The organism is Streptococcus sp. A12, from assembly GCF_905372335.1.
Classification (GTDB): domain Bacteria; phylum Bacillota; class Bacilli; order Lactobacillales; family Streptococcaceae; genus Streptococcus.
Map to the genome: position 1 here is coordinate 37,244 of NZ_CAJPOU010000002.1, position 24,319 is coordinate 61,562.

General features: G+C 45.0%; 23 protein-coding genes. 8 read left to right on the top strand and 15 right to left on the bottom strand.

Annotation, left to right across the window (positions count from 1 at the left end):
- Positions 1–19: 19 nt before the first annotated feature.
- Positions 20–712, bottom strand: a complete 693-nt coding sequence (locus QZ158_RS00515) for a gamma-glutamyl-gamma-aminobutyrate hydrolase family protein (RefSeq protein ID WP_293872968.1) — start codon at positions 710–712, stop codon at positions 20–22.
- A 167-nt stretch (positions 713–879) separates the two neighbouring features.
- Between QZ158_RS00515 and QZ158_RS00520 the strand changes: the two genes are divergently transcribed.
- Together QZ158_RS00520 and QZ158_RS00525 are read left to right on the top strand one after the other, a co-directional pair.
- Positions 880–1,068: a class IIb bacteriocin, lactobin A/cerein 7B family gene (locus tag QZ158_RS00520; RefSeq protein ID WP_293872971.1), complete on the top strand. Its 189-nt coding sequence runs from the start codon at positions 880–882 to the stop codon at positions 1,066–1,068.
- A 214-nt stretch (positions 1,069–1,282) separates the two neighbouring features.
- Positions 1,283–1,441, top strand: a complete 159-nt coding sequence (locus QZ158_RS00525; protein WP_048717604.1) for a class IIb bacteriocin, lactobin A/cerein 7B family — start codon at positions 1,283–1,285, stop codon at positions 1,439–1,441.
- 43 nt (positions 1,442–1,484) lie between these two features.
- Here QZ158_RS00525 and leuS read toward each other — a convergent pair whose 3' ends face one another.
- The 6 genes from leuS to QZ158_RS00555 all read right to left on the bottom strand — a co-directional run bounded on the left by leuS (position 1,485) and on the right by QZ158_RS00555 (position 9,879).
- Positions 1,485–3,986 carry a leucine--tRNA ligase gene (gene leuS / locus QZ158_RS00530; protein ID WP_293872984.1) on the bottom strand — a complete coding sequence of 834 codons (2,502 nt, stop codon included), beginning with the start codon at positions 3,984–3,986 and terminating at the stop codon, positions 1,485–1,487.
- 285 nt (positions 3,987–4,271) lie between these two features.
- Entirely contained in the window at positions 4,272–6,254 is a 1,983-nt protein-coding gene (locus tag QZ158_RS00535; protein WP_293872987.1) for a peptide ABC transporter substrate-binding protein, read from the bottom strand.
- A gap of 188 nt (positions 6,255–6,442) precedes the next feature.
- Positions 6,443–7,117: a type II CAAX endopeptidase family protein gene (locus QZ158_RS00540; RefSeq protein ID WP_293872990.1), complete on the bottom strand. Its 675-nt coding sequence runs from the start codon at positions 7,115–7,117 to the stop codon at positions 6,443–6,445.
- 18 nt (positions 7,118–7,135) lie between these two features.
- Entirely contained in the window at positions 7,136–7,357 is a 222-nt protein-coding gene (locus tag QZ158_RS00545) for a hypothetical protein (protein WP_140814563.1), read from the bottom strand.
- A gap of 61 nt (positions 7,358–7,418) precedes the next feature.
- Positions 7,419–7,559 (bottom strand): bacteriocin, encoded by a 141-nt coding sequence (locus QZ158_RS00550; RefSeq protein WP_293872999.1) that lies wholly within the window; start codon positions 7,557–7,559, stop codon positions 7,419–7,421.
- Positions 7,560–7,983: 424 nt separating this feature from the next.
- The gene (locus QZ158_RS00555; RefSeq protein ID WP_293873002.1) at positions 7,984–9,879 is read right to left on the bottom strand and encodes a M13-type metalloendopeptidase; all 1,896 of its coding nucleotides are present in this window, start codon (positions 9,877–9,879) and stop codon (positions 7,984–7,986) included.
- Positions 9,880–10,027: 148 nt separating this feature from the next.
- Here QZ158_RS00555 and QZ158_RS00560 point away from each other — a divergent pair, with 148 nt between their 5' ends.
- From QZ158_RS00560 to tpx, 4 genes are all read left to right on the top strand, one after another.
- A complete protein-coding gene (locus QZ158_RS00560) occupies positions 10,028–10,750 on the top strand; it encodes a metal ABC transporter ATP-binding protein (protein WP_048691612.1) in 723 nt (240 codons plus the stop codon).
- Entirely contained in the window at positions 10,747–11,589 is an 843-nt protein-coding gene (locus tag QZ158_RS00565) for a metal ABC transporter permease (RefSeq protein WP_120701320.1), read from the top strand. Before QZ158_RS00560 ends, QZ158_RS00565 begins: the two co-directional genes overlap by 4 nt.
- Positions 11,590–11,600: 11 nt before the next feature.
- Positions 11,601–12,533, top strand: coding sequence for a metal ABC transporter substrate-binding protein (locus tag QZ158_RS00570; RefSeq protein ID WP_293873015.1), 933 nt, complete (start codon positions 11,601–11,603; stop codon positions 12,531–12,533).
- An 87-nt stretch (positions 12,534–12,620) separates the two neighbouring features.
- Positions 12,621–13,115, top strand: a complete 495-nt coding sequence (gene tpx / locus QZ158_RS00575; RefSeq protein ID WP_293873018.1) for a thiol peroxidase — start codon at positions 12,621–12,623, stop codon at positions 13,113–13,115.
- A gap of 109 nt (positions 13,116–13,224) precedes the next feature.
- Here the strand turns inward: tpx and QZ158_RS00580 are convergent, their stop codons facing one another.
- A complete protein-coding gene (locus QZ158_RS00580) occupies positions 13,225–14,250 on the bottom strand; it encodes a DUF3114 domain-containing protein (RefSeq protein WP_293873020.1) in 1,026 nt (341 codons plus the stop codon).
- Between the two features lie 140 nt (positions 14,251–14,390).
- Between QZ158_RS00580 and QZ158_RS00585 the strand changes: the two genes are divergently transcribed.
- Positions 14,391–15,044, top strand: coding sequence for a metal-dependent transcriptional regulator (locus QZ158_RS00585; protein ID WP_293873023.1), 654 nt, complete (start codon positions 14,391–14,393; stop codon positions 15,042–15,044).
- Between the two features lie 292 nt (positions 15,045–15,336).
- Here the strand turns inward: QZ158_RS00585 and dtd are convergent, their stop codons facing one another.
- Positions 15,337–15,780, bottom strand: a complete 444-nt coding sequence (dtd, locus tag QZ158_RS00590; protein ID WP_293873026.1) for a D-aminoacyl-tRNA deacylase — start codon at positions 15,778–15,780, stop codon at positions 15,337–15,339.
- 205 nt (positions 15,781–15,985) lie between these two features.
- Positions 15,986–18,205, bottom strand: coding sequence for a bifunctional (p)ppGpp synthetase/guanosine-3',5'-bis(diphosphate) 3'-pyrophosphohydrolase (locus QZ158_RS00595; RefSeq protein WP_293873029.1), 2,220 nt, complete (start codon positions 18,203–18,205; stop codon positions 15,986–15,988).
- 271 nt (positions 18,206–18,476) lie between these two features.
- On the opposite strand from QZ158_RS00595, the gene QZ158_RS00600 reads away from it, so the two are divergent.
- Entirely contained in the window at positions 18,477–20,861 is a 2,385-nt protein-coding gene (locus QZ158_RS00600; protein ID WP_293873032.1) for a bifunctional 2',3'-cyclic-nucleotide 2'-phosphodiesterase/3'-nucleotidase, read from the top strand.
- A 40-nt stretch (positions 20,862–20,901) separates the two neighbouring features.
- Here QZ158_RS00600 and QZ158_RS00605 read toward each other — a convergent pair whose 3' ends face one another.
- The 5 genes from QZ158_RS00605 to QZ158_RS00625 form a co-directional block, all read right to left on the bottom strand.
- On the bottom strand, positions 20,902–21,651 hold the full coding sequence (locus QZ158_RS00605) for a 16S rRNA (uracil(1498)-N(3))-methyltransferase (protein ID WP_293873035.1): 750 nt from the start codon (positions 21,649–21,651) through the stop codon (positions 20,902–20,904).
- A gap of 1 nt (position 21,652) precedes the next feature.
- Positions 21,653–22,603, bottom strand: coding sequence for a 50S ribosomal protein L11 methyltransferase (gene prmA, locus QZ158_RS00610; protein ID WP_293873046.1), 951 nt, complete (start codon positions 22,601–22,603; stop codon positions 21,653–21,655).
- 137 nt (positions 22,604–22,740) lie between these two features.
- Positions 22,741–23,214 (bottom strand): GNAT family N-acetyltransferase, encoded by a 474-nt coding sequence (locus QZ158_RS00615; protein WP_293873038.1) that lies wholly within the window; start codon positions 23,212–23,214, stop codon positions 22,741–22,743.
- Positions 23,211–23,645: an NUDIX hydrolase gene (locus QZ158_RS00620; RefSeq protein WP_293873040.1), complete on the bottom strand. Its 435-nt coding sequence runs from the start codon at positions 23,643–23,645 to the stop codon at positions 23,211–23,213. The genes QZ158_RS00615 and QZ158_RS00620 overlap by 4 nt, the downstream gene beginning before the upstream one ends.
- Before the next feature lie 58 nt (positions 23,646–23,703).
- Complete coding sequence (locus QZ158_RS00625; protein ID WP_293873043.1) at positions 23,704–24,237, bottom strand: hypothetical protein; 534 nt, start codon at positions 24,235–24,237, stop codon at positions 23,704–23,706.
- Between the last annotated feature and the right edge of the window lie 82 nt (positions 24,238–24,319).

Sequence of the window (24,319 nt, forward strand, 5' to 3'; positions counted from 1 at the left end):
CTAACGTGTTTTGTTTCCATTATAGTTGATTAACGACATAATCAAAGAGAGCCTTGTCTCCCTCGCTTATCTGATAACGCAGTTCTGGATGCCACTGTACCCCTAGAAAGGCTGTCCCGTGGGATGATTGTACCGCTTCGATGATCTGATCTTCAGAGCTAACAGCAATCACTTCTAGATGAGGAGCTAGATCCTTGATCGCTTGATGGTGGTAGGAATTGATCTGACCAACTTCTCCGAATAAGTCCCGCAAAATACTTCCTTCAACTGTTTCGATTGAATGACTAGTTTCGCTGGCAGGATTTTCCTGCCAGTGATGATCGATATCTTGGTAAAGCGTCCCGCCCATGGCTACATTGTAGAGCTGCATGCCTCGGCAAACCGTAAAGATAGGCTTCTTAGCAGCTACTGCTTCCTTGATCAAGGCTAACTCGAAAAGGTCACGCTCAAGCAAGTAATCATCACTGACAATTTCCTTTTCTGCTCCATAAAACTGAGGGGAGACATGCTGACCACCTGTGATGATTAACTTGTCAATCAAGGAAATATAGTGCTCAGCCGTTGCTAGGTCTCCAATCGGAAGGATCAGAGGGATACCTCCTGCTTCTTGAACCCCCTGAACAAAGCCTGTCGGTGTATAGCTGAGGTACATTCCTTCCTCTTCACGAAAAGGGCGTTGGTTACCCGTAATCCCAATCACTGGTTTCTTCATCGCTCATTCTCCAATCTCTTCATAACTAATATAGTTCCTTATTTTATCACACTCCAAAGGTGACTTTCAACTTTTTTCATGGTCTTGAAAATAATAAGAGATTTTCTAGAATTTTTACGAATAATACAGGTGAAGAAACAATTTTCTTCAAAGAAAGGAGAAAATAGATGAACACAATTTCTATTCATTCTGATGACATACTATCAGATCACGAACTAGCCTCTATTCAAGGTGGATTTATCCCAGCTGTCATTGTAGGGGTAGCTACATGGAAAATTGCTGCAACTGCTGTCAGTAGTATTGGACTCGTTTTTGCTGCAGGAGCAGGACTAGGATATCTAGCTAACCGTCCATAGGTAAGAATGATGAAAAAAAGACGCCTATTCCATATCATCACGATATCTACTTTACTTTTTTCTAGAATCTTTTTAGCAGTTCTACAAATCCTACACGACCTTCACTATCTCACACTCCCATTTGAAACTTATGGAGTGAGTGATTTACTTTCTGGGATTCTTGTTATTTGGATCCTCATCATTGCATATCGGGGAATAAGAAAGGAGAAAAGCAATGAACAATTTACAACTTTTAACAACTGAAGAATTAGAAAACACCAAGGGCGGTGTTGGTCTAGCTGAAATCGTTGCGATTTCAGGAGTTGCAAACTTTTTTGTATCCGTCTTTAATGCAGGATATAAATTCGGAGCTGACTTAGCCCGACGTCATTAAGATAGAAAAACAGTTGAAATAATTTTCAACTGTTTTTTATTGGTTATTTCACAACAATGTTGACAAGCTTGTTCGGTACACTAATCACTTTTACGACTTCTTTGCCGTCGATCTCTGCTTTGACTTTTTCGTCAGAGAGAGCAACTTCTTGCAATTCTTCGCGTGAAAGGTCTTTTGCGACCATGAGTTTAGCACGGACTTTTCCTTTGATTTGAACAACGATTTCGATTTCGTCTTCAACCAATTTGCTTTCGTCCCATGTTGGCCAAGCTACATAAGAGATAGACTCGCCTGTTGCTGCCACTGTTTGCCAGAGTTCTTCTGCCAAGTGAGGGGCAAATGGGGCAATCAATTGGATAAAGCCTTTGGCGTAGTCCACATAGAGTTTGTCTTCCTTGTTCGCCGCATTGACAAAGACCATGAGCTGGGCAATGGCTGTGTTGAACTTCATCGACTCGATTTGCTCTGTGACAGCTTTAACGGTTTCGTTATAAACCTTGTCGAGAGCACCATTGTTGTCCGCAACGATTTCCTTGGTTGTGATCAAACGGTACACACGATCGAGGAATTTACGGCTTCCTTCCAAGCCTTCTTCAGACCAAGCGATGGAAGCATCAAGTGGCCCCATGAACATTTCATAGACACGAAGGGTATCCGCACCGTATTGTTCCACCACATCATCTGGATTAACCACGTTCTTGAGAGATTTAGACATCTTGGCTGGTGCTTGCTCCAACTCTTCTCCTGTTTCTACATGGAAGAAGGAACCATCACGTTTTTCAACCTTATCAGTCGCCACAAGAGCTCCACGGTGGTCACGGTAGCTTGTTCCCAAAATCATTCCTTGGTTAAAGAGTTTTTGGAATGGCTCTTTGGTTGGAACAACACCGATATCATAGAGGAATTTATGCCAGAAACGAGCGTAGAGCAAGTGAAGCACGGCGTGTTCTGCCCCACCCACATAGATATCGACTGGCAACCATTGTTTGAGAAGGTCCTCGTCAGCCAATTTCTCTGTGTTGTGTGGATCGATATAGCGGAGGTAGTACCAGCTTGAACCTGCCCATTGTGGCATAGTATTGGTCTCGCGACGGCCTTTGACTCCATCTTCGCGAGTCACTTCAAGCCAGTCTGTCAAGTTAGCTAGTGGACTTTCTCCAGTACCTGAAGGGCGGATGTCCTTGGTTACTGGCAAGACAAGTGGGAGTTCACTTTCTGGAACAGCTGTTGAAGTTCCATCTTCCCAATGAATGATTGGGATTGGTTCACCCCAATAACGTTGACGGCTAAAGAGCCAGTCGCGGAGACGGTAGGTAACCTTTTCTTGACCACAGCCTTTTTCTTCTAGCCAAGACACGATTTTAGCAATCGCTTCTTCTTTGTTGAGACCGTTCAAGAAGTCAGAGTTGATGTGAAGGCCGTCTTCTGTGTAAGCAGCTTCTGCTACGTTTCCACCTTCCAAGACTTCTACGATTGGAAGTCCAAACTGGTTAGCAAATTCCCAGTCACGTTGGTCATGAGCAGGTACGGCCATAACAGCACCTGTTCCGTAGCTAGCAAGGACATAGTCTGCAATCCAGATTGGAATTTCTTTGCCATTGACAGGGTTTATGGCATAAGCACCCGTCCAAACCCCTGTTTTTTCCTTGGCAAGGTCTGTACGAGCCAAGTCTGATTTAAGGCTAGCTTGGTGTTTGTAGTCCGCTACAGCCTCAGCTTGTTCCGGACTTGTGATGGCATCTACTAGTTCATGTTCAGGCGCCAAAACAGTGAAGGTTGCACCGAAAAGGGTATCAGGACGTGTTGTAAAGACTGTGAATTCCTTATCAGTACCTTTTACTTTGAAAGTGACATTGGCACCAGTTGATTTCCCAATCCAGTTGCGTTGCATGTCCTTGATAGACTCTGGCCAATCCAGGTCATCCAAGTCATTAAGCAAGCGCTCTGCGTAGGCCGTGATTTTAAGCATCCATTGGCGCATTGGTTTGCGGACAACCGGATAGCCCCCACGCTCAGAGGTTCCATCTGGAAGAACTTCTTCGTTGGCGATAGCTGTTCCTAGTTCCTCAACCCAGTTTACAGGGACCTCCGCTTCATAAGCCAAACCTTTTTCGTAAAGCTTAGTGAAAATCCATTGCGTCCACTTGTAGTAGTTCGGATCTGTCGTATTGACTTCACGGTCCCAGTCGTAAGAGAAGCCAAGGGCATTGATTTGGCGTTTAAAGTTGGCAATGTTTTCTGCTGTGAATTCCGCTGGGTCATTCCCTGTATCCATGGCGTATTGCTCTGCAGGCAAACCAAAGGCATCCCATCCCATTGGGTGAAGGACATTGTAGCCTTGCGCGCGTTTGAAACGGCTGAGGATATCAGTCGCTGTATAACCTTCTGGGTGTCCTACATGAAGACCCGCTCCAGATGGGTAAGGGAACATGTCAAGCGCATAAAACTTAGGTTTTGAGGCGTCTGTTCCTGTCTTAAAGGTGTGATGGTCAGCCCAGTATTTTTGCCACTTAGGCTCGATTTCTTTATGATTGTAAAAACTCATGCTGTCTCTCCAATTTTCGTGATGCTCCTATTATACCATTTTTAGGCGATTTTTAAAGGTTCTATCCACCAAAAAGAGGGCTGGGACAAAAGTCCTAGCCTCTCAATTGTCTTTGGATTATCGAGCAAGACGCAGTGGTTGAGTGGGCTCTACTACGCTGATTTCATCAGCTTTTACAGCCCTACTCAACTGTGCGGAGGTGGGACGACGAAATCGAATTCTAACGAATTACCGATTTCTGTCCCACTCTCTTCCCTGTTCAATAGATAATTGCTCTTAAAGGTCTTAGTCTTCTATGTGACTTTCTAGTTCTTTTTGAGCTTTCTTATTGGATTCTTCTTTTTCTTTCTTCCATTGTTCACGCGCTTCATCGTACTCTTTGGCTGTCAAGACTTTGTCTTGCAATTCCAAGTACTTGTAGTTGAAGGTTTGACCCTTGTGTCCTGTCCAAGCAAAGGCAGCTGAGTATGGAACTGTCTTACGCACACCTGGAGAGGCACCATCTGAATGAATCGGGATCAAGAGGGCACTATCTGTCAACCAAGCCTGAGCCTTAGCATATTTTTCATAGCGCTCATTGACATCTTTGGTTTCATTGTGCGCATCTTCGATCAATTGATCATATTCATCAAAACCAGCTTCTTTGGCTGCGGCATTATTGGTACCCGCATCAAATCCAAAGTAAGCATTGGCATTTTCACCATTCTTAGAGCTTGTGATATCTAGGTAAGAAGATGGATCAGTATAGTCTGGTCCCCAACCCAAGTTGTTGTTCAAATCCCAGTCCTGTTGAGAAGCATTTTCAGCAAAGTAGGTCACTCGTTGAAGATCATCTTCAGAAATCATATTCAAGTCGATGACCACATTTTCTGCTCCCAGAGTGGATTCAATCGATTGTTTAAAGGATTGGGCTTGCTTGACTCCTTCTGTATAGGTTGATGAAACAGGGAGGTCCAAATGAATTGGGAACTCTACCCCTTGGGCCTGAAGGGCTTCTTTAGCCTTGGCAAATTCTTCCTTGGCCTTGGTTGGATTGTAAAGGGTATCTTTTCCATCTTCGACGGAGACACCTTTCCATTCATCACCGTATTCTTCTAGATTTTTTTCTACAGACTCACCAAAGTCTTTGCCATCAACTTGAACAAAGTTTGGAGGCGTGAAGGTGTTGCGGATGACCTTGTCTGCAGATGCTTCCCCATTGGCTTGCGCTACATAGGCCTTGCGGTTGAAGGCAAACATAATGGCTTGACGGAAGTCTTTATTCAAGATTGCTTTCTTGGTTGAGCTCTTTTGAGCATCTGTCGTCTTCGTCGTAATCTCATAAGCTTGACGGTCAATATTGAAGGACAAGTTATAAGTAGAAGATCCTTGGTCACTAAAGACGATGTCATCTTTGTGTTTCTTCTCTACACTCTTATAGTTGGAACCGTTCGGGAAGACACGGGCAACGGTAAAGTCTCCGTTATCAAATCCACGGATGAGAGATTCTGAATCTTGTCCATCATAATAGGTTAGCTTAACCTTGGTGATTTTGACATTATCCGCATCCCAATAGGTTGGGTTCTTTTCAAGCGTCACAACAGATTTCGAAGTAATCGCTTTGATCAAATAAGGACCACAATAAAGAATACTAGAAGGGTTGGTACCTTGACCGTAGCCATCTCCCTTAGAATCTAAGAATTCTTTATTGACTGGCATCAAAATACCCATGGTCGTTTTTGAATTCCAGAAACTTTCTGGTTGGTTCAAGGTGTATTGAACTGTATAGTCATCAATGGCTTTGATACCAACCGTTGAGAAGTCTTTGGTTTTCCCTGAGACATAATCATCCAACCCTTTAACGGATTGTTGGACGAGATATAGGGCTGAAGACTTCTTATCCGCTGCATGCTGAAGCCCCGTCACAAAGTCTTGAGCCTTGACTTCTCCGAATTCTTCCCCCTCAGCTGTTACCCATTTAACCCCTTTACGAAGTTTGTAGGTATAAGTCAGACCATCTTTTGAAACAGTCCAATCCTTAGCGAGAGATGGGATTAAGTTGCCGTATTTGTCAACTTCTAATAAGCCGTCCACAGCATTTCCTGTGAATTCTGAGGTTGACTTCTTGTTAGAGAGTGAATAATCCAAAGTATCCGGATCTTGCGTATAGACATAACTAAAGACCTGGTTGTCCGAACTTGAAGATTTCCCTCCTTGTGAGCAGGCTACCAGTGCGCTTACAGACAAAAGTAAAGCGCCGGTGGCTAAGAGTAGCTTCCCTTTTTTCATATGGATCACCTCTGTATAAAATGTTATTCTTCATATTAAATTATAGCACTTTGTGGAAAAATGTAAACGTTTAACTGTATAATATTCCAAAAGTTAAGAAAAATAGTGGTTTTGATTCCATACAAAAAAGCAGAATTGAACTGCTTCTTTGATGATGAATAAAATCCCCTGCCACTATCTCCCCTTGCTTAAATCCCACTGACCAGGAGGGATAAGAGGGTAAGGAAGCTATTCCAAGAGGCATGCTGAAGGATGGCCCAGTAGATCGATTTGGTATAGCGCAGGACCGCACAAAATAGCAGGCCCGGTACCAAGTAAACGATAAAGCTTGGCAAATCCCAACCATGCTGCCAGACATGCGAGAGGCTGAACAAGGAAGCAGACACTAGCATATCCAGCTTATACTTCTGATAAGATGCTAACGCCGTCATGACCAAATCACGAAAGACTAGTTCCTCCACAATAGGAGCCAGCAAGCAGGCATAGACATAACGTATCAATACCAAGGCCCAGCCTGACAAACCACTAGATATTTCTGCAAGGGCTATGGAATTCTTAGTCGGTGGAAATACCTCTGCAGAAAACATATCCCATAAAAAGTGAGCCAGAAAGACAAGTACAAAAACCGCAAAATAGGACGCTTTAAAGGTGAATTTCCCGTACAAGTCCCAGCGACGACTCTTTACCAAGAGTGTAACGGCTAACCCCCCAATCAATCCAATCAACAGGAGGAGCAAGCCGTAATAAGAAGCATCCGATAGATGGCCCAATAAATCCGTTGGTAGCCCCACGTTAAAAAGCGCAAAATTGATGCAGAGAATCCCTAGTGTCGCGAATTGAAACGGTCTGTCTTTCTTCCTCATTGCATTCACCTTTCTATCTTACTTTCTTTTTCTACTAAATATTGGGGCAATTTGCTCCAGCCATCTAAAACCGCCACCTGAAGGCGACATTCCTTGATTTCCCCAACCCGGGTAAATTCCAGGGGTTCCCCAACCACCGCCACCATACGTTAGTTCAGGGCTTCTGGTCGGACGGATCATTCCTCCAACGGTTTGTTCGAGTTCATTTGTCGTCAATTCTTTTTCTGCATAGATTTTCATTTTTTCTCCTATTCTTTCTATCTAGATTTCAAAACACCATGATCAAGATTGCTATCATGTCTTAAATACGATCGAGCGGTGGTCGCTTCACAAATCCAGGACGGCCGATCTCAATCTTATCAGACTGACCTGAGCTAAGATTTGGGCGAGAACCCCCACCTCCTACAATTTGTTCCAATTCTTTTTGACTACATTCTGTCATTTCATTTCCTCCAATTTGTATTTGTAACGCTACCTCCTGAGTCTATCAAAAATTGGTGCATTTGCCTTTTCATTCTTCTATATGGTTGCATTTTTCAGCTATGTGGGAGGGAAAAGCTATTCATTCGGAAGGATACACCTCCAAATCAAACGAAAACGAGCGACGCTCAAAAATCCCCAAAGCTAGTTTCAGTATGTTGAAACAGGACTTTGGGGATTTTTTATTCTTTCACGAGCATTGAGAAAATCAATCAATCGCCTAACTGAAGTCGAGACTACTTCCTTTGGAAAAAAGATAAATCACTATCGTGAAATTGAACTCGCCCTAAAAGCGTCGAGAAAAAGAAAGATCGACTGACGGGCATGACCCTCACCGTCAATCTCCTATTTTCTTCTCGCTTTTTTTACGGGCTTAGTATCTTAGGCTACCAAATAATCACACGATCTTCTGGTGCGCGCCACATGCCGTCGCCTTCTTTGACATCGAAGGTTTCAAAGAAGGCGTCAAAGTTTGGTAATTGAACATTGGTACGGAGTTTTCCTGGTGCGTGGACATCGACACTTGCGAGGAGTTGCATGTACTCTGTCCGAGCTTTCATGCGCCAGATACGAGCAAAGTTGGTGAAGAATTCTTCTGCTGAGAAATCTTCCTCTTTCTTCGCGGCTTCAAGTGCTGCAGCGATACCGCCGAGGTCTGCCACGTTTTCAGAAACGGTTAATTTCCCGTTGATCTTGGCACCGTAAGAGTCTTGGCCTTCGAACTGATCGATGACTTTTTGTGTGCGAGCGGTAAAGGCTTGGTAATCTTCTGGCTTCCACCAGTCTTTCAAGCTACCATGCTCATCAAAGGAAGCTCCATTGGTGTCAAAGGCGTGGGAGATTTCATGGGCAATGACTGCACCGATTCCGCCATAGTTAGCTGATGATGATTGGTGAAGGTCATAGAAAGGTGCTTGCAGAATCGCTGCTGGGAAGACGATTTGGTTTTGTTGCGGATCATAGTAGGCATTGACCATATTAGCTGGCATGTGCCACTCGCTTCGATCAACCGGTTGGTTCCACTTGCTCCAAGTATGAGCAACGGAAATTTCGTAAAGAGCTTGAGCATTTTCTACCAAGGTCTTGCTTTCGTCGATGATCTTTTTGGCATACGTTTCTGGTAATTTTTCAGGGTAGCCAATATGCGGTGTAATGACATTGAGTTTGACAATGGCTTTTTCACGAGTCTCAGGAGCGAGCCAATCTGCTTTTTCCAATCGATCCTTGTAAACCTCAATCATGGTCGCTACTTTATGCTCTACGTCTGCTTTCGCTTCTGGTGAGAATTTTTCGCCCGCATACCAGAGTCCAAGCGCTTGGCTATAAGGTCCTTCTGCCAAAGCCAAAGCGGCTTTTTCTTTCGGACGTGCTTCTGGTGTCCCTGTAATCGTACGGCTATACTCACCAGATAAGACACGGATTTCTTCAGTCAAGAAAGACGTCCAAGAAAGAGCTGCACCGAGTTTCAACTTGGCATGAAGGATTTCCCAGTTGGCTGCTGAGTAGAATGTTGGCGCAAATTCCTTCCAGAAGCGCTCTTCTGGAACAATGATAGTATCTGGCGTTTGCCCAATCACTTCTGTAAAGAAGGTATCGAGTGGCAATTCTGGAACCAAAGCCTTGAAATCTGCCCACTCATAAGGATGATAGAGTTTGTTGTACTCTGATTTTTCTTCGTTTGACAAGACATATTTGGCCAATTCTGCATCGGCCGCAATCACCTTATCTAGGATATCCTTGATTTCTTCCTCTGAGAAATCAAGTTTTGCCAAGAGCTTTTCAACCATTTGACGCCAAACAGCCAATAACTCTGGGCCTTTTTCATTGCCTTCTTCATAGTAGGTCGTATCAGGCAAGATCAAACCGAGTGCTTCTCCCCATAAGACATTCATTTGGGCATTCATAAAGTCTGGTGATACGCTAAATGGCAAGAGATTTGGTTTGCCAGCTAGTTCATAGGTGCCTAACTTGCTGGTATAGTCTTCAAAAGAAGACAAGGCCTTAATTTCATTGATCAAGGGCATAGCTGGAGCGACACCAGCTGCTTCACGCGCATCAAAATCTGCCACCATTTTGTGGTATTTGACAAAGTTTTGGAGAATGCTGTCTTCGGGCAGCTCTTCTCCCCGTTGCCATTTTCCGGTAATATCCAACATCATGTTTTCGATATCTTGGATCAAGTCCATAAAACCACCAGTTGACGGTTTGTCATCAGGAATAACAGCTGTCTCAGCCCATTTTCCATTGACGTAATCATAAAAATCATCTTGTAAACGTACCATGATCTTCTCACTTTCATTCTTTTCTATTAACCTTATCAAAAATAGGTCTATTTTTCAATGATTACAAAAGATTTAATCTAAATTATTTTAAAAATTAACTTGACTTAATTTTTTCATTCATGTATATTAATGGTAAAGGAGCAAAATCATGATTCAAATTGAACATCTAAGTGTTGCTTACCAGCAAACACTGGCCTTGGAGGATCTTTCCCTCACCATCCAGGGTCCAACCATCCTAGGCATTCTTGGACCCAACGGAGCTGGAAAATCAACCCTGATCAAGGCCATGCTAGGACTTCTCCCTCATTCGGGAAAGGTCCAGCTCGATCAAAAAGACCTCGGCCAAGTTCTTCAACGAGTGGCCTACGTCGAACAGAAATCCGCTATTGATTTCCACTTCCCCATCACGGTGCGGGAATGTGTCTCGCTGGGGCTCTATCCCCATCTTTCTATCTTCAAGAGAAAAAGCAAAGAGGATCTCCAAAAAGTAGAAAATGCCTTGAAACTTGTCAATCTTCTTGATCTAGCAGATCGCCAGATTGGCCAGCTTTCAGGAGGGCAATTCCAAAGGGTTCTGATCGCCCGCTGCTTGGTTCAAGAAGCAGAGGTCATCTTCTTGGATGAGCCCTTTGCTGGGATTGACTCCGTTAGCGAAGACATCATCATGCAGACACTCCAAACCTTGAAAAAGGAAGGCAAGACCATCCTGATTGTCCATCACGATCTGAGCAAGGTCCCAGCTTATTTTGACCAGATCCTGCTCCTTCATCGCAAACTGATTGCTTTTGGGAAAACAGAAGAAACCTTTACCAAAGAGAATCTTCACGCAGCCTACGGTCATGAACTTTTTATAGGAGGTGAAATCAGATGATTGCAGAATTTATCGATGGATTACAACAATTTCATTTCCTCCAAAACGCTCTCATTACAGCTATTGCCATCGGGATCGTCGCTGGTGCAGTCGGATGTTTCATCATTTTGCGAGGCATGTCTCTCATGGGAGATGCCATCTCACACGCGGTCCTTCCAGGTGTGGCCCTTTCCTTTATCCTGGGCATCAATTTCTTTATTGGCGCCATTACCTTCGGGCTTTTAGCTTCCATCCTCATCACCTATATCAAGAGCAACTCCATTATCAAGAGCGACACGGCGATTGGGATTACCTTTTCTTCTTTCCTCGCCTTAGGAGTCATTCTGATCGGAATCGCTAAAAGTTCCACCGACCTTTTCCACATCCTCTTTGGGAATATCTTGGCCGTGCAAGACCAGGATATGTGGATGACCATCGGTATTGGGGTGGCGGTCTTGCTGGTGATTTGCCTGCTCTTTCGACCCTTACTGCTCACATCTTTTGACCCCGTTCTGGCTCAGTCCATGGGCGTCCGGGTCAAGGTCTATCACTACCTTCTCATGGTGCTTTTGACCTTGGTTTCTGTCACTGCTATGCAGAGTGTCGGGACCATTCTCATCGTCGCCATGCTCATCACACCCGCTGCGACGGCCTATCTCTATGCCAACAGCCTCTGGTCCATGATGCTCCTTTCATCCGGATTAGGTGCTCTTGCCTCCATCCTGGGACTCTTTATTGGCTATAGCTTCAACATCGCCGTCGGGTCTTGTATCGTCCTCACTTCTGCCATCTTCTTTCTCATCAGCTTCTTTATCGCTCCTAAGCAGAGAAAGAATAAGCACGCTCTTTCACCTCATTAAAGGAGAAACACATGAAAAAAATCACTTCTGTCCTCGCCCTCTTTGTGGCGCTCTTATTCTGCCTTATGGCCTGTAGCAAAGGCTCTTCTTCCAAGTCTTCATCTGATAAATTGAAGGTGGTTACCACCAACTCCATCCTTGCTGATATCACCAAAAATATCGCGGGGGATAAAATTGAGCTCCATAGTATTGTCCCTGTCGGCCAAGATCCCCATGAATACGAACCACTCCCAGAAGATGTCAAAAAAACTTCACAAGCAGACCTCATCTTCTACAACGGCATCAACCTCGAAACCGGTGGCAATGCTTGGTTTACCAAGTTGGTCAAAAATGCTAATAAAGTAGAAAATAAGGACTATTTCGCTGCCAGCGATGGCGTTGAGGTCATCTACCTAGAAGGCCAAAACCAAGCTGGAAAAGAAGACCCTCACGCTTGGCTCAATCTCGAAAACGGGATTATCTACGCTAAAAACATTGCCAAACAATTAATCGCCAAAGATCCAAAAAATAAGGACTTCTACGAAAAAAATCTAGCAACCTACACTGAAAAACTCAGCAAGCTAGACCAAGAAGCCAAGCAAGCATTCAATAACATCCCAGCAGAGAAGAAAATGATTGTAACCAGCGAAGGTTGCTTCAAGTACTTCTCCAAAGCCTATGGCGTCCCATCTGCCTATATCTGGGAAATCAACACTGAAGAAGAAGGGACACCCGAACAAATCAAAACGCTGGTAGAGAAATTGCGTCAAACCAAGGTACCGTCCCTCTTTGTCGAATCCAGTGTCGATGAACGTCCTATGAAAACTGTGTCTAAAGATACCAATATCCCAATCTTTTCAAAAATCTTTACTGACTCAATTGCCAAAGAAGGCGAAGAAGGCGACAGCTACTACAGCATGATGAAATGGAATTTGGAGAAAATCGCAGAAGGTTTGAACAAATAAGATTCCAAACTGATTAGATTCTCAAACAAATCAGTGGATCTTCCCCCTTCATTGATGTACAATGAAAAGAAAAAAGGAGTCTTTGCTATGACAACATTTTTAGGAAACCCTGTTACCTTCACTGGATCTCAACTTCAAGTTGGCGATACTGCTCACGATTTTTCACTGACCACCCCTAACTTGGAGAAAAAATCTTTGGCTGATTTTGCTGGGAAGAAAAAAGTTCTCAGCGTGATCCCTTCTATTGACACAGGTATCTGTTCTACTCAAACACGTCACTTCAACCAGGCCCTCTCTGACATGGAAGACACTGTGGTCTTGACGGTCTCTGTCGACCTTCCTTTTGCTCAAGGTAAATGGTGCGCTGCTGAAGGGATCGAAAATGCCATCATGCTCTCAGACTACTTCGACCATTCCTTCGGGAAGGCTTATGGCCTCTTGATCAATGAATGGCACTTGCTCGCACGCGCTGTCTTGGTCCTAAATGCGGACAACAAGGTCACATACGTTGAATACCTCGACAACATCAACAGCGAACCAAATTACGACGCTGCAATCGAAGCCGTCAAAGCACTTGATTAAAGTAAAAAGAGGTCTACGACCTCTTTTTACTTTATCTACAAAATCTGTTCAGAGACTTTCCTTAGGTGAGTTTCTAAGAGGCCTTTTTCTTCAATCCGAAAGAGGACTACTATAAAATCCGATTGAGTCCATTCTGGAAGAGGACTCGCCAGCGTAAGCGTGGGATTCCTCTGAGGAAACTCCGCACACGCTTTGCTACTTGTTGCTTGTAGCTCTTGCCTCCTTGTGCAAAGGTTCCCTTCCGGCTCCAGTATCCTTCAATACTGCGATCATTCTTCGGAGCGAGATAGCGAACACCTTGCTGATAGAGGACTTTCTTACGAAATGGCGGATCCCAAGGTTTGACGGGATCGATATCCAAGTCCTTATGGGTCCGGCCCTTGGCTAAGCCATAGTTGAAACTGGCTCCATTGACAATGCCATTTTCAGAAATCTGATTCGGGTCCACTTCGTTGAGAAACTGGCCACCCTGATCCAGGATATACTCAGTATGAAAGTTGAGCAAGACCTTAAAATTCAACTGGGCCTGAGCACGAGATGGGAAGGCGAGCTGGCCGTTTTGATCCACATAGACCTTATTGTGAAGACGAGCCGCCGCATAGGCATCGATCTTAATTCCTTTTGTCTCCTGTAAGTAAGCTTGTAGCGCCCCTTCATCAGTCTGTCCAGTTTTGGCATAATGCTCCCGAATCCACTGGGTCTGGTAGGCAGAGAGCAGATAGCGGAACTGGTGGATCTGGCGTTTTATGAGCTGGTCTCCTGCTTTGCTAGCTAATGGATCCAGAGCAAAGGCTACTTGGACCACTCTTGAAAAAGAGGACCAAAAAGGTGAATGAGGTGGGCAATCTGGCCAGAACCGCTTCAGTAAGAAGGCAGTCTCCTCACAGGTCCCCGATAAATCCCGTGGCATGAGACAGAGGTGCATGACCCCTCTTAAGAGGGCCTGGGCACGAGCTACCGTCAACCCTTGCAGCTCTCTCTGCCACATCTCTTGGAAAAGAGGGCTAGCAAAGACAAAGACAGAGCGGTAACAAGCTTGCCTTCTTGCTTCATCTTCGCAAGACTGCAATCGGTTTTCAAAGTGGCTGAGACCTCTGGTCGTCCAGCCCAGTTTTTCTAATTCCTGTCCTTGCATCTGCCCCCTCCTTTCCATATTGTTCTCGGTTTATGCTTCTATACTATCATCTTTCGCCCTCCCAGACAATTCCTATCCACTGGCCAAGCCATTTTGCACTTTTTTTGATATACTAGAAGGAGCGAAGAAAAGAGGACCCTATGACACCAAACAAAGAAGATTACCTCAAGTGCATCTATGAAATCGGCACGCAACATGAAAAGATTAGTAACAAAGAGATTGCGGCCCGGATGCAGGTTTCGCCTCCAGCCGTGACTGAGATGGTCAAGCGAATGATCTCGGAGAATCTCCTCATCAAGGATAAGACCCACGGCTATCTGCTTACCGAGCTCGGCCTTCAAACAGTTTCCGACCTTTTTCGCAAGCACCGATTGATTGAAGTGTTCTTGCTCAAAAAACTGGGCTATACAACTGAAGAAGTCCATGAAGAGGCTGAGGTGCTTGAGCATACTGTCTCCGACCGCTTTATCGATAAACTTGACCAGATGTTAGACACTCCCAAGACCTGCCCCCACGGAGGAACCATTCCACCAAAAGGAAAACTCCTCATCGAGGCTTACCAGGACCGTTTGAGTGATGTCAGCGAACTGGGAACCTATCGTTTGCGAAGAGTCCAGGATAGCTTTGAATTGCTGAATTTTTTAGACCAGATCCAACTGACCATTGGAGATGACATTCTCTTCAAAGGCTACGACGATTACACTGGCCTCTATCAGCTCCAGATCAATGACCAAGACATCCAGATCAATCATCTGATTGCCCAACAACTTTACATAGAAAAACATGCCCTTTGATTAAGAGCATGTCAGATTGAAGAAATAGTATTCCTAAAAACTTTCCTTAGGTGAGTACGGACGTCATGGAACTTATACGAAGTTTCATGACTTAGTTTTGAACCTAAGGTTTCAAAACTCCCGAGTGCTTGAAAAAACAATGTTTCAAGCATTTTTCTCACGGCGGAAAGTTTCGGATTTACTTCGACAACTCAAAGTAATATAAGGATTTTTTGAAAAATTATCCAGCTATCCTAAGTAAAAAGTAATTTGTCTACATTCAAACAAGCCCTTTAATCAAGGGCTTGTTTTTCTATGGATTTTTCGTATCGAGGATGATGGTCACCGGACCATCATTAATAAGTTCGATTGCCATATCTGCAGCGAAGATCCCTCGTTTGACAGGGACTTCCTTTTCTAACAAATCATTGAAATCATCGTAGAGCTGGCTGGCCATCTCTGGATTGGCTGCCCCAATAAAGGCTGGACGATTGCCTTTTTTTGTCTGGGCAAAGAGGGTAAACTGCGAAACAGAGAGGATCTCCCCTTGAATATCCTTGACAGATAAGTTCATCTTCCCTTCTTCATCCGAGAAGATCCGCATTTGCGTGAGCTTGCGCACCGCATACTCCAAATCCTTCTGGTCATCCTCAGGCCCCACTCCCACTAAGAGCAGAAGTCCTTCTTGAATCTGACTATAGACTTGACCATCAATAGAAACTGAGGCCCTTTTGACCCGTTGAATCACTAATTTCATCTTATTATCCTATTTTAACAATCTATTGAGCATTCACTGCTACCTTCAAAGAAAATCGACATCAGGCAAGACGGTGAGATACAGGCACACTATCTGAAAAGTAAAGGCTGTTCAAGTGCTTTTAGAGCAAGGCAGTGAGACGCAGGCATAACTGTAGTTAGGCCAGTCGAAACTAACGCAGTATGAAGTCGATTTTCGCAGAAGATTAGCCGTTGGTACGCTTAACAGAGTACACCTCCGGCACACTCTTAATCTTATCCACAACCGTTGTCAACATAGACAGGTTTGGAATCCCGAAGGAAATGTGGATATTGGCAAATTTCATATCTTTGGTTGGTTGGGCATTGACGGTTGAGATCATCTTAGCCGTGTTGGAGAGAACTTGAAGGACATCATTAAGAAGGCCTGCACGGTTGAGGCCATAGATATCGATATGGGCGATGTAGTCCTTGGTCGTGTTGTTGTCTTCCCACTCGACGTCAATCAAGCGTTGCTCATAGTTGTCTTGGGCTCGCAGGTTCATACAGTCTTGACGGTGAATGGCAACCCCACGTCCTTTGGTAATGTAGCCGACAATTGTATCTCCTGGCACGGGATTGCAACACTTAGCAATCCGGATCAAGAGACCAGAAGCCCCTTGGATGACCACGCCACCTTCATGGCGGACCTTGAGGGTATCTTTTTTGTTTTCAACCTTAACTTCGCCACCTTTGACCAGCTCTTCGGCTTCCGCACGCGCCTTGGCTTTTTCCTCTTCGCGGCGCTCTTCTTCCGTCAAACGGTTAAAGACGGAGATGGCTCCTACTTCTCCAAAACCGATGGCCGCAAACAGGGCCTCTTCGGTCTTGTAGCTAGTCTTTTGCAAGACCTTGTCCATGTGCTTCTTGTCCATGAACTTGTTGGCAATCATATCATGCTCATGGAATTGAGCCATGAGCAACTCTCGTCCACGGTTGATCGAGAGTTCCTTGTCTTGGTTCTTAAAGAATTGGCGGATCTTATTACGCGCCTTGCTGGTCTTGACGATATTGAGCCAGTCACGACTTGGACCAAAGGAGTTGGCATTGGTAATGATCTCCACCTGATCCCCTGTCCGTAGCTTGGTATTGAGAGGCACCATCCGGCCATTGACCTTGGCTCCGACAGCCTTTTCCCCTACCTTGGTATGGATCTCATAGGCAAAATCGATCGGACCAGAATCTTTTGGAAGGGAACGGACAGTTCCATCTGGGGTAAAGACATAAATCTCTTCAGCTAGATAGTTTTCTTTGACCGTATCGACAAATTCCTTGGCATCATCTGCCTGGTCTTGGAGTTCCATCATCTCCTTGATCCAGTTCATCCCAATAGCTGATTCTTTGCTATTGACTTGGCCCTTGATCCCTTTCTTATAGGCCCAGTGGGCTGCAACCCCGTACTCAGCAACCTCGTGCATTGCCTTGGTACGGATCTGGAACTCGATAGGACCTTTTGGACCGTAGACAGTGGTATGAATAGACTGGTAACCATTGGCCTTGCGGTTGGCGATGTAGTCCTTGAAGCGACCTGGCATAGGCTTCCAGAGCTCGTGGATATAGCCCAGCATGGCATAGACGTCACTTGGTGATTCCAGGATACAGCGAATAGCAATCAAATCATAGATTTCATCAAAGCGCTTCTTCTTATCCTGCATCTTGCGGTAGATGGAGTAGATATGCTTAGGACGACCATAGATTTTCCCGTAGAGGTGGCGTTCCGCTGCATAGGACTCGATCTTTTGGACGACTTCTTCTACCAAGGCTTCCCGCTCGCGACGCTTCTCCTTCATCATATGGGAAATCTTGTAGAACTCTACCTCGTTGAGATAACGGAAGGATAGATCTTCCAATTCCCACTTGACGCTGGAAATCCCGAGACGATGGGCTAGTGGCGCATAGATTTCCATGGTTTCTTGAGAAATCCTCTCTTGCTTGTCCTTGCGCAAATGCTTCAAAGTCCGCATGTTGTGCAGGCGGTCTGCTAGCTTGACCAAGATGACACGGATGTCCTGAGACATGGCCATGAGCATCTTGCGATGGTTTTCTGCCAACTGCTCTTCGTGGGACTTGTATTTGACCTTCCCGAGCTTGGTCACTCCATCAACAATCACTCGGACATCATGTCCAAATTCGCGTTCTAGATCATCTAGGGTCGCGTCTGTATCCTCGACAACGTCGTGCAAAAAACCACAGGCAACGGTCACAGCATCCAACTTCAATTTTGCCAAAATGCCAGCAACTTGAATAGGGTGGATGATATAGGGTTCACCTGATTTACGGAATTGCCCACTATGGCAGTCGACCGCATAAAGGAGAGCTTTTTCTACAAATGCAACATCCTCTCCCGACAAGTATTTTTTGGTAAGGGCAATAACCTGGCCCCCTGTTAAAGGTTCTTCTTTCGGCATCTAGTTTTCTCCACTTTCTTGCCTTCTATTCTATCACTTTTAACTCTATATGAAAACTAGTCCGATTGACTTTCCGAGAAAGAGCTCGCTTCCCCAAAAATAAGAAGCACAATTCCCGAACTTAAAAAATTTTTTCTTCGGTTTTTTGGCTTTCTTTCGGCTTTTAGAGGAAATTTTATCCATTTATCATATAGAAATCCTACGAAAACGAATATATTCTGAACGAAATAAGATATAATAGAAAGACATCATTTTATTTAGGAGGACAACCATGTCATCATTCCGTAAACAGGCTGCCCTATTCAGCCTTGCTGCTGCTTTTTTGGCAACGACGACTGCCCAGGCAGATGAAGCGACAAGCTCAAGCACAACCGACTCGTCAGCAACTGCTGTCACAGAGGCTGCAACTCCTGCCTCTCCTGCGACTAGCGCTGAAGCAACAGCTAGCAATACAACTCCAACAGCTAGCGGAGAAGCCACCGCTACAGCAACCGAAGCGACTCCAGCTGCACCTCAAAATAGCGCCAGTGATGCAAAAGCGAACACTCCAGTTGAGGGGCAAGAAGTCGACGTCCGCATCCTTGCGACAACGGACCTTCATACCAACTTGGTCAACTATGACTACTACCAAGACAAACCAGCACAAAACGTTGGTCTGGCAAAAACAGCTGTCTTGATCGAAGATGCGAAAAAAGAAAACAGCAACGTCCTCCTCGTTGATAACGGAGATACTATCCAAGGAACTCCTCTTGGTACCTACAAAGCCATCGTCAATCCCATCAAAGATGGTGAGCAACATCCGATGTATACAGCTCTTCAAAAATTGGGCTTTGATGCAGGAACCCTTGGAAACCACGAATTCAACTATGGACTAGACTACCTCAAAAAGGTCATCGCAACTGCTGGTATGCCAATCGTCAATGCCAACGTTGTAGATGCAAATACTGGCGCTTTTGTCTATGATCCCTACAAGATCATCAAAAAGACCTATACCGACAAAAACGGTCGTCCAGTCGATGTCAATATCGGGGTAACAGGCATCGTTCCTCCACAAATCCTCAGCTGGGACAAGGCTAATCTCGAAGGCAAGGTCAAAGTCAATGACTCCGTTGAAGCCATCCAAGCTATCATTCCACAAATGCGCAAAGCCGGAGCTGATGTCGTCCTCGTTCTTTCTCACTCTGGTATCGGAGATGACAAGTACGAAAAAGGTGAAGAAAACGAAGGCTACCAAATCGCTAGCCTCCCAGGTGTTGACGCTGTCGTAACAGGTCACTCACACGCAGAATTCCCAAGTGGAAATGGAACTGGCTTCTACGAAAAATATGCTGGCGTTGACGGGGTAAACGGTAAAATCAACGGTACACCGGTTACCATGGCAGGAAAATACGGAGACCACCTCGGAGTTATCGATCTCAACCTTCGCTACACAGACGGTAAATGGTCTGTTGTTGGAAGCAAGGCTGCCATCCGCAAGATTGACACCAAATCACAAGCAGCCGACGAGCGCATTACAGCGATCGCGAAGGAATCCCACGAAGGAACAGTCAAATATGTCCGCCAACAAGTCGGAACTACTTCTGCTCCAATCACCAGCTACTTTGCCCTTGTGAAGGATGATCCATCTGTCCAAATCGTAAACAACGCTCAAATTTGGTATGCTAAGAAGGAATTGGCAGGAACTCCGGAAGTTAACCTTCCAATCCTCTCTGCTGCTGCGCCATTTAAGGCAGGTACCCGTGGAGATGCTACTGCCTACACAGATATCCCAGCTGGCCCAATCGCCATCAAGAACGTCGCTGACCTTTATCTCTATGATAATGTTACTGCCATCCTCAAGGTGACTGGTGCGCAACTCAAGGAATGGTTGGAAATGTCTGCTGGACAATTCAACACGATCGACCCAACCAGTAAAGAGCCTCAACAGCTTGTCAACCCTAACTACCGGACCTACAACTTTGACGTCATTGACGGGGTGACCTATGAGTTCGACGTGACCCAGCCAAATAAATACGACCGCGAAGGAAAAACAGTTAATCCAGACGCTAGCCGTGTACGCAACTTGAAATACCAAGGTAAGGAAGTCACTGCGGATCAAGAATTTATCGTTGTAACCAACAACTACCGGGCAAACGGAAAATTCCCAGGCGTTCGCGATGCTAGCCTGAACCAACTCCTTGGATTGGAAAACCGCCAAGCTATCATCAACTACATCTTGGAAGAAAAGAACATCAACCCAAGTGCAGATGGCAACTGGCACTTTACAAGCAGTATCAAGGATGCAGATGTCCGCTTCTTAACTGCTGACAAAGCTAAAGATCTAGTTGGCAAAGACGGAGATATCGTCTATCTTGAACCATCCAATCAAGAAGGATTTGGAGAATTCCGCTTTGTTTATGTGGAACCTAAAACGACTCCAGCAGATCAAAACAATCCAGCTAACTTGGTACCTAACCAAACAAACCAAGCACAGGATGAAATCATCACCCTTGCCCATAACCAACAAAGCATCACACTGCCTGCACCTACTAAATCTGTAGTCAAAGCAGAAAGCCTGCCAGAAACTGGCCAACGAGCTTCTATCATGGCCCTTGTCGGATTGGTGATGACTGGACTCGGTTTCCTTCTCCCATCTCGTAAGAAAGAACACAAGTAATTCTTTCCTATTCTAAAAAATTAACGCGTGAAGATTACCTTCACGCGTTTTTCATTAATTCTGTGACAACACTCACTGCGCTAAGAGCGTAGAGTGGGGCTGTTTCTGCTCGAAGAATACGAGGGCCAAGTCCTGCAAGGATTGCTCCTTTAACTTCAAAAGACTCAATTTCCGCAGGTGAAAGACCACCTTCCGGTCCAAAGATAAAGAGTAGTTTACTTCCAGCTTCCAATCCTGTCAGCGACTGAATCAGAGCGGCTGCCTCACCTTCTTTGGCAGACTCTTCATAAGCCACCACAATCCGGTCAAACTGGTCCAGTTGTGCTAGAAAGTCTGCCTTTTTCTCAAAAAGGATAATACTTGGAACGAAGTTACGCTTGCTTTGCTCTGCTGCTCCAAGGGCGATTTTTTCTAGTTTCTCGACCTTTTTGCCCAATTTTTTGCCATCCCATTTGGCGACCGACCAATCGGCAGGGAAGGCCCAAATCTGGCTGGCACCGAGTTCGGTTACTTTTTGAGTGATGAACTCGAGCTTGTCTCCCTTGGGAAAACCTGATGCAATGGCCACGTGGATTGGCAGTTCTACTTTGTCAGTCAATTCCTCGATTATCTCCAACTGACGCGCCTCTACATTGACCACGCGTGCCAAACGTTTGATCCCATCATCAAAGACTAGAGTAACTTCGTCATCCTCCTTCAGGCGCATGACCTGAAACATGTGCTTGCTGGTCTCCTTGTCCTCGATAGTGACAGGTGAGGTCGCAAGGCCTTTTACAAAATACTGCTGCATGCTAGCCTCCAATCACACCGGAGACATCCTTGGTCTTCTTGAAGACGCAGGCATTCCATTCCCCTTGGATCATGTGGATTTCAAGGAAAAATCCAGCTGACTCAGCCGACTCACGCACCATGTCCCACTTGTCCTTGATAATGCCACTCATGATGAGATAACCTTCGTCCTTGACCAAACGATACGCATCATCCGTCAGGTGGATCAGGATATCCGCCAAGATGTTAGCCACGATGACATCTGCCTCAATCTCCACGCCCTTGAGCAAATCGCCTGGGGCTACATGAATGTTTTCCATGCCAAGATTGAGCTCAATATTTTCCTGAGCGACGCGAACCGCCACATCATCCAAGTCATAGGCGAAGATTTCCTTGGCACCTAGAAGGGAGCTAGCAATAGAAAGAACACCTGAACCAGTTCCTACATCCAGCACCGTTTCCCCACCACGAAGGACCTGCTCTAAGGCAAAGAGGCTCATCTTGGTCGTCGGGTGAGTTCCTGTTCCAAAGGCCATACCAGGATCCAGCTTGATAATCTTTTCTCCAGCAGTCGCCTCGTAGTCTGTCCATGACGGCACGATGGTCAAGTCATGGGTGATACGAGCTGGTTCATAGTATTTCTTCCAGTTGTCGGCCCAGTCTTCCTCAGCCAAGGCGGTCGTGCCAATCTTGACTTCGCCCAGATCCATAAAATCTGTCAATTCTGCAAGACGCACCTGCAAATCCGCTTCAATCGCTGCTACATCAACCGTTTCCGGGTAGTAGGCCGTTACCTCGATTTCTTCCTGTTGCTCGACATCAGGAAAAATCTCACCGAAGCGATCGACATTTCCCACATAGTCCATGCTATCTTCAATTGCAACCCCTTGGGCACCTAACTCGATTAAGAGATTAGAGACTAGCTCCTCCCCCTCACGCTTTACTGTAACCTTTAACTCTTGCCATGTTTCCATCATTAAGATACCAAGCCCGAAGAACACAAAGCCAAAATAGAAAACTCTCTGAAGATACTTGTGTCTAAGAGAAGTTTATCTTTTTGGCACAGTGTTTAGGGCGGATTCAGTTTAGAAATTTAACTGAACCATCCTTTCTATTTCTCTATCAATTTTTTCATGTAGACCATATCCATGCCTTCTTTTTCAGGCTCGATATGGGTTTGTTGGTAGCCATTCTTCTCGTAAAAGGCGACCATGCCTGCATCCTGTAATACCGTACACAAATCCCACTGTTTAATGGTTGGAAATTCCTCTTCTAGCAATCTTAGCCCCTCAGAACCATAACCTTTCCCTTGATACTGGGGCAAAATCGCTGCCGTTCCCAACCAAGCTTTCGTTAACTCGTCATTGGTCTGAATTCGTAGAAAACCAATCTTCTCTTCGTTTTCTTTCACAAAGTAGTAATAGCTATTGGGACGCTCGACTAGTTTCCATTTGATTCGCTCGCGATCTTCTAGATAGGGATCATATTCATCTTTGTATTTGACATAGACTGCCTTAAAACTGGCTCTTTGAATGGCAATAATGGTTTCTAAATCCTCTGCTCCTGCTTTCTCAAGTCTTATCATAAACTTTCCTCCACATAATCTCTCACTCGTTCTTGTAATTGGGGAACGACCCGATCTGACGCCAAAAACTCTTCAAGTCTCACTAACTTATAGCCCTGTCCCTCGTCTCCAAAGATGATACTTTCGAACTGTTCCTGCGTCAACTTCCCAACTAAAAAGACAGATTTCTTGTTCTCGTCTAGCATACTGGGGTAGAGTCGAGACCAGACTATGTCATCTTTGGACAGTTGGATATTTAATTCTTCATAGACTTCACGCGCCACACACTCAAAGGGGGTCTCATCCTCTTCACGACCACCGCCCGGTAACTCCCACAGATTAGGCCAGGGAATACCCTCCTTATCATCGCGCAAGATGGTCAAAATTTGCCCCTCACAAATCAAGGCAATTTTACAACCCGTAAAATCTATTCTGCTATCCAATAATTCCATGATAATGGCTCTTTTCTAACATAACAACTGCGCTCTATGAAAATACGAGCTAGCTTTCTTAAATCACCTTTTGACACTCTGCATCCCAGTACGCCCGCCATCTTCCATGTTTTTTAGCAAAATAAACCGTAAACTCATCATTGACATAATCGGCAACATAGCGAAGATTAGGAGGATTTTCATCAAAACTTAATATCCAAGGATGGAAGTAAAAGGTTTTCTCCCACCTCTTCTGAGTATAGCCGAGATTCTTGGCAAACTGAGGGATAGGTTGTTGCAACTCGCTTTCCAAATGGGACTGAATGGCATTGTCAAAACTATTCAAACGAGCTAATAGTTGCTTAAACTGATCTTCCTCCTCAATTTTGAAATCACCTATGAACTCAAATTCTGCAAAGTCTATAGAAAATTCAAATAATGTGATTTTACCATCCTCAACATAGTGCCCATCTTCATCAACACAACAATGAGTTCCTGACTTCAATACTCGCTCAAAATCTAAATCCGCAAAGCGATTGCGGGGAAGGATCGACTCACACTCTTGAGATTTTTGGGATTTTTTACTAAATAACCGCTTAAATTTCTGAAGCATCGGACAGCTCCCTTTCCTATTTCTCAGCTCACCTGAGTCTCTTCTTCCTGTATGGCTTGTTCCAACTCATCTAACCACTGCT

Bases quoted from the DNA above. Each gene is read 5' to 3' on its own strand.
- QZ158_RS00515 (WP_293872968.1), bottom strand. From the start codon at position 712: ATGAAGAAACCAGTGATTGGGATTACGGGTAACCAACGCCCTTTTCGT.
- QZ158_RS00520 (WP_293872971.1), top strand. From the start codon at position 880: ATGAACACAATTTCTATTCATTCTGATGACATACTATCAGATCACGAA.
- QZ158_RS00525 (WP_048717604.1), top strand. From the start codon at position 1,283: ATGAACAATTTACAACTTTTAACAACTGAAGAATTAGAAAACACCAAG.
- leuS (WP_293872984.1), bottom strand. From the start codon at position 3,986: ATGAGTTTTTACAATCATAAAGAAATCGAGCCTAAGTGGCAAAAATAC.
- QZ158_RS00535 (WP_293872987.1), bottom strand. From the start codon at position 6,254: ATGAAAAAAGGGAAGCTACTCTTAGCCACCGGCGCTTTACTTTTGTCT.
- QZ158_RS00540 (WP_293872990.1), bottom strand. From the start codon at position 7,117: ATGAGGAAGAAAGACAGACCGTTTCAATTCGCGACACTAGGGATTCTC.
- QZ158_RS00545 (WP_140814563.1), bottom strand. From the start codon at position 7,357: ATGAAAATCTATGCAGAAAAAGAATTGACGACAAATGAACTCGAACAA.
- QZ158_RS00550 (WP_293872999.1), bottom strand. From the start codon at position 7,559: ATGACAGAATGTAGTCAAAAAGAATTGGAACAAATTGTAGGAGGTGGG.
- QZ158_RS00555 (WP_293873002.1), bottom strand. From the start codon at position 9,879: ATGGTACGTTTACAAGATGATTTTTATGATTACGTCAATGGAAAATGG.
- QZ158_RS00560 (WP_048691612.1), top strand. From the start codon at position 10,028: ATGATTCAAATTGAACATCTAAGTGTTGCTTACCAGCAAACACTGGCC.
- QZ158_RS00565 (WP_120701320.1), top strand. From the start codon at position 10,747: ATGATTGCAGAATTTATCGATGGATTACAACAATTTCATTTCCTCCAA.
- QZ158_RS00570 (WP_293873015.1), top strand. From the start codon at position 11,601: ATGAAAAAAATCACTTCTGTCCTCGCCCTCTTTGTGGCGCTCTTATTC.
- tpx (WP_293873018.1), top strand. From the start codon at position 12,621: ATGACAACATTTTTAGGAAACCCTGTTACCTTCACTGGATCTCAACTT.
- QZ158_RS00580 (WP_293873020.1), bottom strand. From the start codon at position 14,250: ATGCAAGGACAGGAATTAGAAAAACTGGGCTGGACGACCAGAGGTCTC.
- QZ158_RS00585 (WP_293873023.1), top strand. From the start codon at position 14,391: ATGACACCAAACAAAGAAGATTACCTCAAGTGCATCTATGAAATCGGC.
- dtd (WP_293873026.1), bottom strand. From the start codon at position 15,780: ATGAAATTAGTGATTCAACGGGTCAAAAGGGCCTCAGTTTCTATTGAT.
- QZ158_RS00595 (WP_293873029.1), bottom strand. From the start codon at position 18,205: ATGCCGAAAGAAGAACCTTTAACAGGGGGCCAGGTTATTGCCCTTACC.
- QZ158_RS00600 (WP_293873032.1), top strand. From the start codon at position 18,477: ATGTCATCATTCCGTAAACAGGCTGCCCTATTCAGCCTTGCTGCTGCT.
- QZ158_RS00605 (WP_293873035.1), bottom strand. From the start codon at position 21,651: ATGCAGCAGTATTTTGTAAAAGGCCTTGCGACCTCACCTGTCACTATC.
- prmA (WP_293873046.1), bottom strand. From the start codon at position 22,603: ATGGAAACATGGCAAGAGTTAAAGGTTACAGTAAAGCGTGAGGGGGAG.
- QZ158_RS00615 (WP_293873038.1), bottom strand. From the start codon at position 23,214: ATGATAAGACTTGAGAAAGCAGGAGCAGAGGATTTAGAAACCATTATT.
- QZ158_RS00620 (WP_293873040.1), bottom strand. From the start codon at position 23,645: ATGGAATTATTGGATAGCAGAATAGATTTTACGGGTTGTAAAATTGCC.
- QZ158_RS00625 (WP_293873043.1), bottom strand. From the start codon at position 24,237: ATGCTTCAGAAATTTAAGCGGTTATTTAGTAAAAAATCCCAAAAATCT.